Below are 15,282 nucleotides of genomic sequence, written 5' to 3' on the forward strand. Positions count from 1 at the left end.
TCTCCCCTCAACGGTGCTCGTGCTCGCCTCGGAAGTGGCTCGGTGAGCTGCCGGTCCATCTCTTGAAGGCGTGCGAGAAGTTGGTGAGATCGCTGTAGCCGAGCTCGTTGGCGACCTCGCCGACCGACGTGGAGGGGTCGAGAAGCCGCTTCCTGGCGCGGTCGACCATTGACTGCTGCAGCAGCTCGCGGAAACTGGTCCCCTCAGCAGCGAGGCGCCGTTTCAGGGTGCTCGAGGACATCGAGAACTCGTTCGCGACGGACTGGATCGTCCTTGCCCCGGACCCGTCGTCGAGCGACGCCCGGACTCTGCGGGTGAACTCCGGGGTGTCGGCTCGGCGCGCGAGCGACTGCTGGAGCTCGGTGACGGCGAGTCCGTAGGTGATCGGGTCGGGGAAGCGGCAGGCAGCCCGGAGCGTGCTCGCGGGCATGTGCAGGTAGGAGAAGGGGGCGTCGAACTCGAGCCGGGTCCGGCTCTCCGGCTCTCGGGGTAGCCCGCTCGGCTCCGGCCAGTGGCTGTGCATGGTCGCCTCGGACGCCTCGACGACCAGCAGGTCGATCAACCGCATGAGTGCCAGTCCGCAGTAGGTGACGACCAGACAGTCGAGATCTGGGTCGCCTGCGTTCCCCGACAGCCGGATCGTCAGGTCGTCCTGCTGCGGATGGAACTGCGTGGTGACCGCTTTGGTGATCAAGGGCAGGTAGGTCAGCAGCTCCACGACTTCTGCGACGGTGCACGCGCTGACCAACGGGACACTCAACGGTCCGAAGGACGTGAGCTGTGCGTGTTCTGCGCAGGCGGTCCCGAGCCGGGTGGCCTGCTCGACGTCGAGGTCGGGATAGACCTCGCGGAACCACCGCAGCGGTGCCTCGCCCTTGGTCTGGATGAGAGCCAGCTCACCGGTTCCCTCGCGCGTCATGATGGCGCGAAAACGCTCGACGGCGTCATCGTCGATCGCCGGGCTGCTCAGCAGCTGCACGAAGGCCAGCGACGGGACGCCTGGCTCGTCTGTCTCCACAGGCAGTCCTCACGTGATCCGAATTCACAAGATCCTGACACGATACGACATGGCTTTGCCGGGGACTGACGACGACAGTCATTACCGAAACGTCTATCCGGTGGGCAAAGACAGGAGAATTGTCGATGGCAGTGGTCACCTTCATGTCGCACGATGGGGAGCAGCACGAGGCCCCGCTGGAGGAGGGCAGCTCGCTGATGCAGGTGGCGACGAACAACGCCATCCCGGGCATCGATGCCGACTGCGGAGGCGAGGCCGCATGCGGCACCTGCCACGTGATCGTTGATCCCGCGTGGGCCGACAAGGTCGGCCGGTCCGGTCCCGAGGAGGAGGAGATGCTGTCGATGAACCCCGAGCGACAGCCGACGTCTCGCCTGGCGTGCCAAGTCAAGGTGGGCGAATCGTGGGACGGCTTGACCGTTCAGTTGCCCGAGTTCCAGATGTAGCAGGAGGTCAAGCCAGATGAAGTTCCCAGAAGTGAAGATCCCAGAAACAGTGAAGACGAAGGTCGAGTCCGCCATCCCCCTGGAGCGACAGATCCAGGGCGCGCGTCTCTACGATAAGGGCCGGCGGTGGCTCTCAGGCGCGAACGGGCCGATGTTCGTCGAGGCCCCGATTCCGCCGGTCGAAGAGGTGCCCCTCGCCGACATCGACCTCAGCAACCCCTTCCTCTACCGACAGGGGCGGTGGGCGTCCTACTTCGAACGTCTGCGCAACGAGGCTCCGGTCCACTACCAGCCCCATAGTCCGTTCGGCCCGTTCTGGTCGCTGACGCGTCACGCCGACATCATGGCGGTGGACAAGAACCACGAGGTCTTCTCCGCCGAGCCTCTCATCGTCATCGGAACACCCCCGCGGTTCATGGACGTCGCGATGTTCATCGCCATGGACCCGCCCAAACACGACATTCAGCGGCGCGCCGTCCAAGGTGTCGTCGCGCCGAAGAACCTCCACGAGATGGAGGACCTGATCCGCGAGCGCGTCAGGGACGTCCTGGACAACCTGCCCGTCAACGAACCGTTCGACTGGGTGAGCACGGTGTCGATCGAGCTGACCGCCCGTATGCTGGCCACGCTGTTGGACTTCCCCTTCGAGGAGCGGCACAAGCTCGTCGAGTGGTCGGACCTGGCAACCTCGATGGAGCAGACCAACGGCGGCCCGGCCACTACCGACAACGACGAACTGTTCCGGGGCATGCTCGAGATGGCGCGAGGACTCACTGAACTCTGGCACGACAAGGCCGCCCGGCTCGCGGCCGGCGAAGAGCCCGGGTTCGACCTGGTTACGATGCTGCAGAGCGATGAGAGCACCAAGGACCTGGTCAAGCGTCCGATGGAGTTCATCGGCAACTTCGTTCTGCTGATCGTGGGCGGCAACGACACCACGCGCAACTCGATGAGCGGCGGAGTTCTCGCGCTCAATCAGTTCCCCGACCAGTTCGAGAAGCTCAAGGCCAATCCGGACCTGATCCCGAATATGGTCTCTGAGATCATCCGCTGGCAGACGCCGCTCGCGTACATGCGGCGGATCGCCAAGAGCGACACTATGCTGAACGGCCAGTTCATCCGCAAGGGCGACAAGGTGGTGATGTGGTACGCGTCCGGCAACCGCGACGAGACGGTGTTCGAGCGACCGGACGAGCTGATCATCGACCGGCCCAACGCCCGCAACCACATTGCTTTTGGCTTCGGCGTGCATCGGTGCATGGGCAACCGGCTGGCCGAGCTGCAGCTGCGGATCCTCTGGGAGGAGCTGCTCCCGCGCTTCGAGAGGATCGATGTGGTCGGGGAGCCGCAGTACGTGCAGTCCAACTTCGTTCGCGGCATCAGCAAGCTGATGGTCGAGCTCACCCCCAAGGGCGCGGGATGAGGTCGGAGCGCGCGGTGGTGGTCGGCGCCAGCCATGCCGGGGTGCAGCTGGTCACCAGCCTCCGCCGAGAGGGCTGGTCGGGTGAGATCGTGCTGGTCGGTGACGAGTCGGCGCTGCCGTACCAAAGGCCTCCGTTGTCGAAGGCATATCTGGGCGGGAAGTGCTCGCTGAAGGAGCTGGCCATCCGGTCGGAGGACTTCTACGTCAAGCAGAACGTCGAGCGCGTGACTGCCAGCGTGCAGGAGATCGACCGGCCGGCGGGCGAGCTCGTGCTCGGCACCGGGGACCGCCTGTCCTATGACGCTCTTGCTCTTTGCACAGGAGCGCACCCCCGACGTCTCGGCGCTGAGGGTGCCGACCTCGGCGGGGTGCACTACCTGCGTCGGTCGTCGGACGTGGAGCGGATCCGCGAGGACGCGATCCCCGGGCGCAACGCAGTCATCGTGGGTGGTGGGTACATCGGGCTGGAGACCGCCGCCTCGCTGCGCTCGTTGGGCCTCCACGTCACGGTCCTCGAGGCCGCAGACCGGGTCCTCGAGCGGGTCACCGCCCCTGAGGTGTCGGCCTTCTTCACGCGGATCCACCAAGAAGAGGGCGTCGACGTGAGGACGAACGCCTCGGTCGAGGCCATGGTCGGCGACACCCGCCTGCGAGAGGTGGTCCTGGCCAGCGGCGATTCCGTCCGAGCCGATTTTGTGATCGTCGGGATCGGGATCGAGCCGACCATCGAGCTCGCCGCGGCAGCCGGCCTGGTCGTGGACGACGGGATCGTGATCGACGCCCAGGCCCGCACCAGTGACCCTGACATCGTGGCGGCCGGGGACTGTACGTCGCAGGACATCCCCCGCTACGGCCGACGAATCAGGCTGGAGTCGGTCCCGAGTGCAATGGAGCAGGCCAAGGTGGCAGCGGCGACCATCTGTGGAAAGGACAAGGAGGTGGCGGCGCTCCCGTGGTTCTGGTCGGACCAGTATGACCTCAAGCTCCAGATCGCGGGACTCAACACCGGCTATGACGACATCGTCGTGAGCGGTGACCCGACCCGTGACCGCGACTTCACCTGCTACTACCTCCGGAAGGGCGAGCCGATAGCCGCTGACTGTGTCAACCGTCCCCGAGACTTCATGACCACCAAACGCATTCTCACCCAGGGGACCGCGGTCGACATGGCTGCACTGACAGCGGAGGTGGCGGTGTGAGAAGCCGCAGTAACCGCTGGTCGTGGTCACGACCGAGCCATTGCCCGCCGAGCTGAGCAAGGATGGCTTGGGGGACGACGGTCTGGACGGCGATGAGAGTCCCGCCTATCGTTCCGGACTTGCGTGACTCGCGTCGGTCCGCGGGCGTGAGACACGTCCCCGGAGACGCCCGCGGGCCTGCGTGGTGGCTGGCGTTGCTCGGCTGCAAACCGCTGCTGCTGCTGGGCAGGAGAGCGGACTGGCGCCGCACCGAACGCCTGCCCGGGTCGGGAGGCGCGGTGCTGGGCTGCCGCCGTCGTCGGGTCACCCTGCTGGTCGGGGACCCGGTGCCACTCGGCGACCTCCGGGAGTTGCCGAGGGCGACGGCAGTGACTGTAGGGGTGCAGAGACTTCAGGACACCCTCGCCGCCATGGTCGACCAACTGGCCGACGAGCACGCTAGGTAGCGTGCGGGCGTGTCCAGGTCAGTAACGCGAGTCGGTCTCGAGACAGAGATCGCTAACCTCTCTGTCATGCGGGCACCGTCCATGCGCGAACGGTTCAGGGAGCATATGCGCGCCGCTGTCCTAGAGGCTGCCCACGACCTGATCGTCGACCGCGGCTGGGACCGGGTGCGCATGGGGGAGGTGGCGGATCGTGCCGGGGTGTCCCGGGCGGCGCTCTACAAGGAGTTCGGTGACAAGGCGGGTGTCGGAGAAGCCCTCGTACTCCGCGAGGCCTCGCGCTTCCTGGAGGGCATCCAGAAGGCGTTGGAGGCACACATCGGCGATGCGAAACGCGGCATCGCAGCAGCCGTCGACTACACGTTGAAAGAGGCCGAACGTAGCCCCCTGCTCAAGGCGGTGCTCATCTCCAACCGCGCTCCGGATGTGGCCAGTCAGGCGTCCACAGGGATGCTTCCACTGCTCACGACATCCGGACGGCTTCTCGACCTCGCCTCCGACACCCTAGCCGCATGGGTGGCGAAGAGTTACCCGAGTCTTCCCCCAGACGACGTCATCGACGCGGCCGACACCATGGTGCGCCTGACGGTCAGCCATCTGGCGCTCCCCAAGTGGGACCGAACCGCGACGGCGCGCAAGATCTCCGAGGTGGCGGTCCGGGTGCTCTCCCTCGAATCGTGACCTGGGCCCGACGGGACGACGGGAGCAGTGTGAACTGAGTTTCAGCGGCGTACGGCGTGTTCGTCGCCGCCGTGCTGCTGCCGTAGCACCGTCTTGAGTACCTTGCCGGTCGCTGTGCGGGGCAGCTCGGCTACGAACTCGATCCTCGTGGGGCACTTGAAGTGGGCAAGCCGCTCCCGGGTGTACGCGATAAGATCCTCGGCGGTCGGCTCGGCGCCGTCCTGGAGTGCCACGGTGGCCACTGGGGTCTCGCCCCAGCGGACGTCGGGGACCCCGACGACGGCCACTTCGCGGACGGCGGGGTGTCGGTAGAGCACTTGCTCGACCTCGATGGGGTAGACGTTCTCGCCGCCAGTGATGATCATGTCCTTCTTGCGGTCGACGAGCGTGATGAACCCCTCGGCGTCCATGCGGCCCAGGTCACCGGTGTGGAACCAGCCGCCGCGGAAGGCCTCGGCCGTGGCTTCGGGGAGACCCCAGTAGCCGGTGAACACATTGGGTCCGCGCAGGACAAGTTCTCCGACCTCGTCGGTGAGTGCGTCCTTATCGGCGTCATCGACGATGCGCGCCTCAACGTGGAACACCGCGCGGCCGATGGATCCGGCCTTCTCCTTTACGTGATCGGCGTCCAGGACGGACACGATCGGAGCGGTCTCGGTCATTCCGAAACCCTCCTGGAAGGGCAGCCCCTTGCCCTGGTAGAAGTCAATGACCGGCAGAGGGCAGGGCGCTCCACCGGAGACGGCGAGCTCCAGCGAGGACAGGTCGAAGTCGTCGAAGCTAGGCACCGACATGAGCGCCGCCCACATGGCCGGGACCATGAACTGCACGGTGGCCCTCTCTCGGGACATCACCCTGAGGGTCTGCGCCGGGTCGAACGAGGGAAGCAGTACGTTGGTCCCGCCGAGGTACAGCAGTGGCAGGGTGTGGATCCCGAGGCCCCCGATGTGAAACATCGGCGCCACGGTCACCGTGACGTCGGTCTCGCGCAAGCCGCGCCCGAAGGACAAGCTGTTCACCACGTTCCACAGGTGATTGTCGTGAGTCAGCATCGCGCCCTTGGGTCGCCCTGTGGTTCCAGACGTGTACATCAAGCACGACACGTCGCGCCGATCGACGTCGGCGTCGACTGGACGGGCCTCGCCGCTGGCCAACACCCGCTCATAGCGCAGCTCGCCGTCCTCGGGTTCGCCGCCTACGACCAGGCGGGATCGGACGCGCACTCCCTCGCCGGCCACAGCCGCGCGGGCAACCGAAGCCAGGGGCGCCGAATACACGAACACGCCTGCGCCCGAGTCCGCCAAGAGATAGGTGATCTCGGCCGGCGCAAGGCGCACGTTCATGGGCACGAACACCGCGCCCAGCTTGGCCGTGGCCAGCATCGTCTCAATGAACGCGGTGCTGTTGAGCAGGAGCCCTGCCACCCGGTCGCCCCTCCGGACGCCGAGGGCGCTCAGTGCCCGGGCCAGTTGGTTGGTGCTGCTGTCCAGGGTCGAGTAGGTCAGACGCCGCTCACCGTCGACGATCGCGATCCGGTCCCCGGAGAGGAATGCCCTCGTCGTGACCCAGCTGCCAATTCCCTTGTCCATGGAGATTCCTTCCGGGGATGCTGTCACCCCTGTGAGTGGGTCAGGTCACGCAGTTTGTCCAAACTTGACGACACCGTCAAGATGGTCGGACGCTATCCCGGAGGACACGAGTGATGAATCGCGGATCCAGTTCCCCCCCGCTCACTGCACGCGGCCGGCGAACCAGGTCGGCGTTGCTGCGCGCCGGGCGGGAGTTGTTCGAGGAGTGCGGGTTCTCCGCCGTCGGAATTGATGCTGTTGTCCAACGTGCTGGGGTCTCCCATGGGACGTTCTACACCTGGTTCGATTCCAAGGAGGCGTTGCTGCGCGAGCTCATCAGCGAGGTTGGTGAGGCGATCTTCTCTGCGACCTCGATCGGGGACCGTCTGCCGCCAGAGGCCGCGTACGCTCGCATCGAAGCCGCGAACAGGTCGTTCCTGCGGGCGGTGACCCAACACTCTCGCATTCTGCGGGTGCTGGACTCCCTGGCGGACGTCCGGGAGGACTTCCGGGTGCTGCGGCTGGAGATGCGGGAGTCGTTCGTCCAGCGGGGTATGGAGGGCCTGATCCGGTTGCAGCAAGTGGGGTTGGCGGATCCGAGGCTGCCGCCGCGGGCGACGGCCAGCGCCCTCGGCGGCATGGTGGAATCCTTCGCCCACCTGTGGCAGGACCCGGTAGAGGGGTTGGACGAGGCGGCGGCCGTCGACGTCCTCACGCGCTTGTGGGCCGGGGCGATCGGCCTCGCGCCCGTGGCCTGGCCAGGGGGTGACCGTGCGGGCGCAGCGGCCACCGAGGCGCTTAACGAGTGAGTAGTGGCATTTCAGTGCTGTCAGCGCTGCTCCCAGCGTCATGGCGTCTCTCGGCCCGCGCCACCTTCACCTGCTCTCCAATAGGACGAGGTGCGCCAGGTCTCCGCGACAGCCGTTCCACACCGGAGACCTGCTCCCGGGGTCGCGACCAGGTCAGCGCGGCGGCCAGCTCCCAGGCCGTCGGTGGCCCCCGCCAGGGCGGCGCGGATCTCTACCAGCCGTGCGTCGTGGTGGCCCACGAGCGTCGACACGTGCGCCGCGAGGCCGGCCAAGCGGTACTCCTGAGCGGGCAGCGCCTCGTCCAGCTCGCGATCCAGCCCGGAGACGCGTGCCAGGGAGTCGACGAAGTCTGCCAGCGGGTTGCCCGCCGACTGGGCGTGCACTTCGATGTTGGGCGTGATGCGCGGAAGGACGTGGTCCCCGGAGAAGAGGACGTGACCCCGGTGCTCGTGGAAGTACAGGTGACCGGGCGAGTGGCCCAGCGTGTGGACCGCACGCAGATCCCAGCCGGGCAACGCCAGCCGGTCGCCGTCTCGGATGAGGCGGTCGGGCTCGGCCTGGCGGACGTAGGCCGCGGTCGGCAGCCAGGCACGGGAAAGCGCTTGCAGCTCGTCCTCGGGCACCCCGCAGATTGGCGGCAGCCCGGCCATCTCGTCGAGCAGGTCAGAAATGCCGGCCCCGTACCGGGCGGGCAGCAGCGCCGCGTCGTCGGGATGCAGTCCCCCCACGCACCCGACGCCTCGCGGGCCCGCCCCGGCAGGCCGTAGTGGTCGGGATGGATGTGCGTCACCATCACGCCGCGGACGTCGCGGATTGCGTGCCCGGCCTTGGTCAAGCCGTAGGTCAGGGCCTGCCAAGCCTCGTCAATGGCCTACCCGGCGTCGATGCGCCCGTCGTCCAGCTCGAGCGCATAGACCAGCACGTACCGTAGCGGGCTGTTGGAGATGGGGACCGGGATAGACCAGCCCCTGCTGGACCTGTTCCACCGGCGGCATCGCCTTGTCCGCCCATACCCGCTGCTGCGCAGCGCCGGTGACCTGAAACGGGCGGGGCTCCACGGTCATAGGCCGATCCGCTTGCTGATGACCTCGTTCATGATCTCGTTCGTCCCGCCACCGATGCCGAGGATCCGCGCGTCGCGGTAATGGCGCTCGACCTCCGACTCGCGCATGTACCCCATGCCGCCGAAGATCTGCACCGCCTCGTTCACCACGAAATCGCAGGCGTAGACGGCGGTGTTCTTCGCCATCGACACCTCGGTCGCGACGTCCTCGCCGGCGAGGAACCGCTGCGTCACAGCCCGGGTGTAGCAACGCGCGACGTCGACCTGGCGAGACATCTCGGCGAGCTTGTGCCGGATCACCTGGCGGGAGGACAGTGGTCGGCCGAACGTCTCCCTGGCCCGCGCCCACCCGAGCGCCAGATCCAGGGCGCGGGCCGCCGTGGCGTAGGCCTGAACGGCGAGGCCGATCCGCTCGCTCTGGAACTGCTGCATGATCTGTACGAAGCCGGAGTTCTCCGCGCCTACCAGGTGGGTGGCCGGCACTCGGACGTCAGTGAAGGAGAGTTCGGCGGTGTCGCTGCATCGCCAGCCCATCTTGTCCAGCCGTCGGGACACGCTGAACCCGGGCGTGTTTTTGTCGATGACCAGCAGGGAGACCCCCGTGTGGCCGGTTCCGCCGGTGCGCACCGCAGCGGTGACGAAGTCGGCGCGGACTCCGCTCGTGATGAACGTCTTGGCGCCGTTGACCACGTACTCGTCTCCGTCGAGGACCGCGCGGGTGCGGAGGTTGGCGACGTCAGAACCGCCGCCCGGCTCGGAGACCGCCAGCGATCCGATCAGCTCCCCGGCAAGCGTCGGGCGGACGTAGCGGTCGACCAGCTCGGGACGGCCATTGGCCGCGATGTGTGGCACGGCGATGCCATGCGTGAACAGCGCGGCGCACACGCCGGTGGACCCGCCGCCGTGCAGGATCTCCTCGGTGACTATCGCCGAGTCGATCGAGTCGCCGCCGCTACCGCCCACCTCCTCGGCGAACCCGACGCCCAGGAGACCGATGTCGGCGGCCTTCCGGTGCAGATCGCGCGGCAGCTCGCCTCGCTGTTCCCACTCGTCCATGTGCGGTGCGATCTCCCGTGCCACGAAGTCGCGCGCCAGCCGCCGCAGCGCCACCCGCTCGGGCGTGCGCCACGGGTCGCCGGTGGGTGCGGTCACGTCGATCTGCGTCATGGCTTTCATCCTCTACTCGATGTGCGCCGGGGCCAGCCCCCGGGGAGCGATTGTTCATCGCGGTGCTGCCCTCCCAGGCAACGTCCCGCGCGAATCCCTGAGCCGACACCCCGGTCATCGGGTCTGAATTCGCCTCAAGGTTTGCGTCGGGGAGATCACGTGCCAACGTTTGGCGGTGACTAGGGGCAAGGCTTCGTGCAGCTGCTCGGACAGAGCCAGGGGTGGAGCGTCGCGGGTCCTGTGGGGAAGGATCCCCGCGACCGCCCCGCGGCGCCAGCCATGGACCAAGTCCGCGTCAGCCACGGAAACGCGCCCTCAGCTCCTGCTTCTGGATCTTGCCGGTCGCTGTCTTGGGCAGGCCGGTCAGAACTTCGATCCGCTTGGGGATCTGGAAGCCCGCCAGGTGCTCGCGGCATAACCCGGTCAACCGATCCGAGAGGACGGTCGGGTCGACGGCGGGGTCGGCGGCGACGACGACCGCTGTCACGGCCTCGCCCCATCTGTCGTCGGGTACGCCGATGACTGCGGCTTCGGTGATCTCCGGGGAGCTGAGCAGGACCCGCTCTACCTCGACGGAGGAGACGTTCTCCCCCCCGGTCTTCACGATGTCCTTGAGCCGGTCGGAGAACCAGACTACCCCCTCCTCGTCGAGATGACCGAGGTCGCCGCTGTGGAACCAGCCGTGGGCGAAGCCCGCCGTGTTCGCTTCGGGATTGTTCCAGTAGCCGCTCATTACGTGCGGCCCGCGGTATACGATCTCCCCGGTCTCTCCTCGAGGCACCAGATTCCCGCCGGGACCCATCATTCGGGTGTCGACGGTCACGACCGCCGGGCCCCACGAGGCGCTCTTGGCGTCCTGGTGTGCCGGCCACTGCAGCACGGTGGCCGGCACGCACTCGGTCTGCCCTGACCCGAGCAGCACGTCGGCGCTGGGGAAGGCGGCGGCGATCTTGCTGATCCGCTCCTGCGGCATCGGTGCCATCGCGTACATGCACAGCCGAACTGAGGACAGGTCTCGCTCGTGGAGCCTCGGCGTGGCGAGCACCGCGGCCCACATCATCGGCAGCAGCAGCAGGTGGGTGGCTCGGTGGCTCTCCACGATGTCGAGGTAGGCGTCAGGTTGGAAGCCTTGCGGAAGGATCACGGTACCGCCGGTGAGCAGCACCGGCACGAGCAGCGTGTCCAGTGCGGTGGTGTGGAACAGCGGTAGCACGATCGGGGCCACCGAGAACTTGTGCCCGTGCCGGTGGCCCACCTGCAGAGCAGTGCTCAACGCCGCCACATGAACCGCGAGGTGGCTGGTCAACACGCCCTTGGGTCGGGCCGTGGTGCCCGAGGTGTACAGGCAATGCAAGGTGTCCCGGTCCTCGACCACCACCTGCAGTGGGGTCGGGTCCGCGGCCACATCGTCCCAGCGCAGCGTGGTGCGTCCGGCCACCGAGTCCGACATTTCCCCGGTGACGACCACGGTGGTGATCTGCGGCAGATCGGGGAGTATCTGTTCGAGGAGCGGAACGAATGCGCGGTCGGCGACCACAACGCGCACGCCTGCGTCGGCCAGGATCCACGCCACCTCATCTGGCGGCAGCATCAGATTGACCGGGAGAGCGACGAGTGCGGCCTTGGCGCAACCGAAGAACGTCGCCACGAACCGCCACGAGTTGCCCAGCAGGAACGCCACTGGCTCCTGGCGCTCCAGTCCGGTCTCGAGTAGGCCTCGACCGAGGGCCTCAGCGATATTGTCGAGGCGCGCGTACGTGATCTCCTCGCCGTCCTGCACGATGGCCGGCCGATCCGGGAACTGGAAGGCCGAGCGAGTGAGCATGTCGCCCACCGACAGTCTGGTCGCCAGGTTGAGAGCTAGGGGATCGACCCCCGAAACATCAGGACGCAATGCTGTTCCTTTCGTCGGTCTCCGTCGCGACGAGCGTCGCGCCCGTCTTCGCGTGCCCTGCCGGTCCGGGTGGACCGGCGGAGAAAACGTAACCTGACAGAGCCGTCAGGTTAGCCGGCGGTGATGTGACCTGCAACGCCCCGCCGGCGCGGCCCGCGACACTGACGATCGACGCAATCTTCAGGCACGTGGAGCAGCACTTCGGTGACGGCACGATCGTCACCAATACCGCCGAAGGAGTCCGCCGCACCACCTATGCCGAGTGGGCCCAGCGAACCCGCCGGTTGGGTGGCATGCTGGACCCGCTTGGCGTCACCGGCGACGGCCGGGTGGGCACGTTCGGTTGGAACAGCCAACGGTATCTGGAGCTGTACTTCGCCGCGCCATGCACCGGCCGCGTGCTGCACACGCTGAACATCCGACTGTTCCCCGAGCAACTCACCTACGTCGCCAACCACGCCGAGGATGAAGTGGTATTCGTCGATCGGTCGGTGTTACCGCTGTTGTGGCCGCTGATCGACACCCTGACCAGGGTGCGGCACGTCGTCGTCATGGAGGACGGCGGCATCGCCGAGATCCCCGATGACCCCCGGATCGCCGACTACGAGGCACTGCTCGCCGAGGCGAAACCGGTCGACTTCAACGTCCGTGACGAGAACCTGGCTGCCTCGATGTGCTACACCAGCGGCACCACCGGTAACCCCAAGGGGGTCGTCTACTCACATCGTTCGACGGTGCTGCACACCATCACCTCCCTGTCGGCGAATGCCTTCGGCATGGGGGTAAACGATGTCGCGATGCCGATCGTGCCGATGTTCCACGCCAACGCCTGGGTGATCGCACACGCTGCGCCAGCGGCTGGCGCCGACCTGGTGCTGCCCGGTCCGCTCATGCAATCGGAGCTGCTGGCCGACCTGAGCGTCGACGAGGGGGTGACCTTCACCGCCGGCGTCCCGACGATCTGGCAGGGGGTGCTGCCTCACCTGGCCGGCCGCCCCCACCGGTTGCGCGAAATCGGCTCCGGCGGCTCGGCGGTGCCGAAGGCGCTCTCCGAGGCCTACCGCGAGCAGGTCGGGCTGCCGATCCTGCGGGGCCTGGGGAATGGCCGAGACCAGCCCATTGGCCTCCTCCTCCATCCTGCCTCGGCGCTACGCCGACGCGGACGCCCCCACCCAGGCCGAGCAGCGAGCGCGTGCCGGCATCTCCATCCTCGGAGGCCCGCATCGTCGACGCCGCCAGGCTGCAGCCACAGCCGCGGGACGACCACGCCACGGGAGAGCCGCAGGTCCGTGGACCTTGGTGCGCCCAGGGCTATTACAAGGCCGATGCGGGAGTGGTGCTGTTCGACCGAGGACGGCTGGATGCGGACCGGCGACGTCGCGGCGATGGATGCTCAGGGTTCCATCCGCATCGCCGACCGCACCAAGGACCTGATCAAGTCCGGCGGTGAGTGGATCAGCTCGGTGGACTTGGAGAACGCGATCATGAGCCACCCGAAGGTGGCCGAGACTGCGGTGGTCGCCGTGCCACACCCGAAGTGGGATGAGCGCCCGCTGGCCTGCGTGGTCCTGAAGCCCGGCGAGACGGCCACCGAGGAGGAGATTCTCGACCACGTGCGTCCACTGGTCGCCAAGTGGTGGCTCCCCGACGCCGTCGAGTTCATTGATGAAGTGCCCAAGACTAGCGTCGGCAAGTTCTCGAAGAAGGATTTGCGAGCGAGGTTTTCCTCCTATGAACTGACGTGAGCCGATCTCGGCAGCGTTGCGCCGTGGGCTCGGTAAGCGACGCGCGGCCGCCATGGTCGGGCTGTGAGCGTTGGCTTGAGTCGAGCATCATGCCCCGGGCACGCGACGTGTTCTCTCATCTCGGGTGGCACTCCCACGCGACAGTCGACACGCCCGTTCCGGGCGCCGCGCGGGAAGCGGCCGAGTGGAGGAGGTTGTCGTGTCGGGGCAGGAGGACCGGCAAGCGGCCGCCGCGCCCCCCGGCCGCCGGCTCGTGGGGGAGAGGGGTGGTGATCGTCTGGGGGCCCCCGGGACGGCCTCGCCCAGCGCAGTTCTCGAGCCGTCACTCGACGGGTGGCGCAGGGACGCAGCGTCCTTTCAGGGCCTCGCTGAGGTAGGTACATGCATGCAGGAACGAATGTATAGTCGCGGAATCATGCCCGTCCAACCGGAAACCGCGCAGGTTGCTGCGACGCCGATTCAGGAGATGTCATGTCAGCCGAAGTCCCTTTCCGTCATCCAGAGCCGCGACGAGTCCTACTGGACTATCCCCACCGTCAGGCAGGGCATTGCGGTTCCGGAGCGCTGAGAGACCTCTTGGAGTGGGCCGGTCTGGGGTGGGACGAGGTGCCGAGCGAGGGTCTGGTCTTCGGAATGGGTGGTGGTCTCGGCTTCACCTATCTTCGGGTGCCGGGTCTCACCCCGCCTATCTACTTCGTCGGGCGTAGTAGTGACCTCGAAGTCGACCTTCTTGCCAGGCTGGGTGCAGAGGTCGACGTTCGGGGCACCGACGATCCCGTGACCGGCTGGGGCTGGGTCCGCCACGAGCTCCAGCAAGGCCGTCCCGTGCTGATGTGGGCCGACATCGCTGAGCTGCCCTACCTCAATGTCCGCCTTCAGATGAGTCGGCACGACATCGTCGTGATCGGTTACGACGACGACACGGAGACGGCCTTCGTCGTGGACAACGACCGGGCCGAGGCGCAGGAGGTCCCCTACGAGGCTCTCGCGCGGGCGCGCGCGTCCCGGTCGTTCCCCGTGCCTACGAGGCACACCACCTATTTCGTGAACTGGCCCCAGATCCTGCCCGATCTCCGGCCGACTGCGGCTTCGGCCCTGGCGGCCTCGGTCGAGAACATGCAGGCGGTGGCGACCGCGATCATTCCCGACGCATCGGCGCTGCCGCCGGACGCCGTTGCTGCTGCCGGGATCAGTGGAGTGAGGGTCTTTGCAGAGGACGTCGACCGGTGGCCGGGGCTCATGCCCGAACCGGAACTGGACGTCGTGCTGCGTTCTCTCCACGCCTTTGTAGAGAAGGCAGGCACGGGCGGCGGCCTGTTCCGCCGGTTGCAGGCACAATTTTGTGGCGACGTGGCCCGGCTAACGGGGTCGCCGGAGATGGCGCAGGCGGGAACTGCGCTGTTGCGCTGCGCGGACAGGTGGTCGGCCCTGGCTGCGGCCGGCCGTAGCGACGGATCGACGCTCGATCGCTGGCGACGGGTCAATGAGCTCGCCGCGACCCTCCCCCGCGACGAAGGCCATGCCATCTCTTACATGTGCAAAGCGGCGGGGGAAATGGGCGCTGGGTGACCCATCGGCAGGCAAGTCGGCGAACGCCTCGCGGAGCCATCTCGACCTTCGACTTCACCGAAATCCGAGCTCTCGTCACCCAGAGGACTGGCCTCAAGACGTTGAGCGTGGCGTTCCTACGGTTCAACTCCCCCTCGCGCACGTGAGTGGCGGGTGTCCGTGGCCATGGAAAAGTCCCCACTGGTGGCCAGATAGCGGTCCCCAGCGGTGGCCAGAAGTAAGTTCCCACTCTTCGTCGTGTCGTGAGAGCCGTTGAG

General features: G+C 67.1%; 11 protein-coding genes and 1 pseudogene. 7 read left to right on the forward strand and 5 right to left on the reverse strand.

The genetic code is table 11. From position 1 onward, the window contains the following. Nucleotides 1-7: 7 nt before the first annotated feature. The gene (locus tag ACYU7L_RS00070) at nt 8-1,018 is read right to left on the reverse strand and encodes an AraC family transcriptional regulator (protein ID WP_460793090.1); all 1,011 of its coding nucleotides are present in this window, start codon (nt 1,016-1,018) and stop codon (nt 8-10) included. 125 nt (nt 1,019-1,143) lie between these two features. Between ACYU7L_RS00070 and ACYU7L_RS00075 the strand changes: the two genes are divergently transcribed. The 4 genes and pseudogenes from ACYU7L_RS00075 to ACYU7L_RS00090 all read left to right on the forward strand — a co-directional run bounded on the left by ACYU7L_RS00075 (nt 1,144) and on the right by ACYU7L_RS00090 (nt 5,210). Beyond that, the gene (locus tag ACYU7L_RS00075; RefSeq protein ID WP_460793091.1) at nt 1,144-1,464 is read left to right on the forward strand and encodes a 2Fe-2S iron-sulfur cluster-binding protein; all 321 of its coding nucleotides are present in this window, start codon (nt 1,144-1,146) and stop codon (nt 1,462-1,464) included. 31 nt (nt 1,465-1,495) lie between these two features. Beyond that, a pseudogene (locus ACYU7L_RS00080) lies at nt 1,496-2,878 on the forward strand (cytochrome P450); the annotation flags it as partial. Nucleotides 2,879-2,883: 5 nt separating this feature from the next. Then, a complete protein-coding gene (locus ACYU7L_RS00085; RefSeq protein WP_460793092.1) occupies nt 2,884-4,086 on the forward strand; it encodes an NAD(P)/FAD-dependent oxidoreductase in 1,203 nt (400 codons plus the stop codon). Between the two features lie 512 nt (nt 4,087-4,598). Next, complete coding sequence (locus tag ACYU7L_RS00090; protein ID WP_460793093.1) at nt 4,599-5,210, forward strand: TetR family transcriptional regulator; 612 nt, start codon at nt 4,599-4,601, stop codon at nt 5,208-5,210. Nucleotides 5,211-5,251: 41 nt separating this feature from the next. Here the strand turns inward: ACYU7L_RS00090 and ACYU7L_RS00095 are convergent, their stop codons facing one another. Then, nucleotides 5,252-6,799: an acyl-CoA synthetase gene (locus tag ACYU7L_RS00095; RefSeq protein ID WP_460793094.1), complete on the reverse strand. Its 1,548-nt coding sequence runs from the start codon at nt 6,797-6,799 to the stop codon at nt 5,252-5,254. Nucleotides 6,800-6,912: 113 nt separating this feature from the next. Between ACYU7L_RS00095 and ACYU7L_RS00100 the strand changes: the two genes are divergently transcribed. Continuing rightward, complete coding sequence (locus tag ACYU7L_RS00100; protein ID WP_460793095.1) at nt 6,913-7,587, forward strand: TetR/AcrR family transcriptional regulator; 675 nt, start codon at nt 6,913-6,915, stop codon at nt 7,585-7,587. A 38-nt stretch (nt 7,588-7,625) separates the two neighbouring features. On the opposite strand, the gene ACYU7L_RS00105 is transcribed toward ACYU7L_RS00100, so the two are convergent. The 3 genes from ACYU7L_RS00105 to ACYU7L_RS00115 form a co-directional block, all read right to left on the reverse strand. Beyond that, nucleotides 7,626-8,315, reverse strand: a complete 690-nt coding sequence (locus tag ACYU7L_RS00105) for an MBL fold metallo-hydrolase (protein ID WP_460793096.1) — start codon at nt 8,313-8,315, stop codon at nt 7,626-7,628. Nucleotides 8,316-8,647: 332 nt separating this feature from the next. After that, nucleotides 8,648-9,817: an acyl-CoA dehydrogenase family protein gene (locus tag ACYU7L_RS00110; RefSeq protein ID WP_460793097.1), complete on the reverse strand. Its 1,170-nt coding sequence runs from the start codon at nt 9,815-9,817 to the stop codon at nt 8,648-8,650. Nucleotides 9,818-10,112: 295 nt separating this feature from the next. Continuing rightward, nucleotides 10,113-11,642 carry a class I adenylate-forming enzyme family protein gene (locus tag ACYU7L_RS00115; protein ID WP_460793100.1) on the reverse strand — a complete coding sequence of 510 codons (1,530 nt, stop codon included), beginning with the start codon at nt 11,640-11,642 and terminating at the stop codon, nt 10,113-10,115. Nucleotides 11,643-11,899: 257 nt separating this feature from the next. Between ACYU7L_RS00115 and ACYU7L_RS00120 the strand changes: the two genes are divergently transcribed. Both ACYU7L_RS00120 and ACYU7L_RS00125 read left to right on the forward strand, forming a co-directional pair. Continuing rightward, nucleotides 11,900-13,456, forward strand: a complete 1,557-nt coding sequence (locus ACYU7L_RS00120) for an AMP-binding protein (protein ID WP_460793098.1) — start codon at nt 11,900-11,902, stop codon at nt 13,454-13,456. A gap of 471 nt (nt 13,457-13,927) precedes the next feature. Next, nucleotides 13,928-15,025: a BtrH N-terminal domain-containing protein gene (locus ACYU7L_RS00125; RefSeq protein ID WP_460793099.1), complete on the forward strand. Its 1,098-nt coding sequence runs from the start codon at nt 13,928-13,930 to the stop codon at nt 15,023-15,025. The last annotated feature ends 257 nt before the right edge of the window (nt 15,026-15,282 follow it).

The organism is Nocardioides pacificus (assembly GCF_054775955.1).

Bases quoted from the DNA above. Each gene is read 5' to 3' on its own strand.
- ACYU7L_RS00100 (WP_460793095.1), top strand. From the start codon at position 6,913: ATGAATCGCGGATCCAGTTCCCCCCCGCTCACTGCACGCGGCCGGCGA.
- ACYU7L_RS00125 (WP_460793099.1), top strand. From the start codon at position 13,928: ATGTCAGCCGAAGTCCCTTTCCGTCATCCAGAGCCGCGACGAGTCCTA.
- ACYU7L_RS00095 (WP_460793094.1), bottom strand. From the start codon at position 6,799: ATGGACAAGGGAATTGGCAGCTGGGTCACGACGAGGGCATTCCTCTCC.
- ACYU7L_RS00110 (WP_460793097.1), bottom strand. From the start codon at position 9,817: ATGACGCAGATCGACGTGACCGCACCCACCGGCGACCCGTGGCGCACG.
- ACYU7L_RS00075 (WP_460793091.1), top strand. From the start codon at position 1,144: ATGGCAGTGGTCACCTTCATGTCGCACGATGGGGAGCAGCACGAGGCC.
- ACYU7L_RS00115 (WP_460793100.1), bottom strand. From the start codon at position 11,642: ATGCTCACTCGCTCGGCCTTCCAGTTCCCGGATCGGCCGGCCATCGTG.
- ACYU7L_RS00090 (WP_460793093.1), top strand. From the start codon at position 4,599: ATGCGGGCACCGTCCATGCGCGAACGGTTCAGGGAGCATATGCGCGCC.
- ACYU7L_RS00085 (WP_460793092.1), top strand. From the start codon at position 2,884: ATGAGGTCGGAGCGCGCGGTGGTGGTCGGCGCCAGCCATGCCGGGGTG.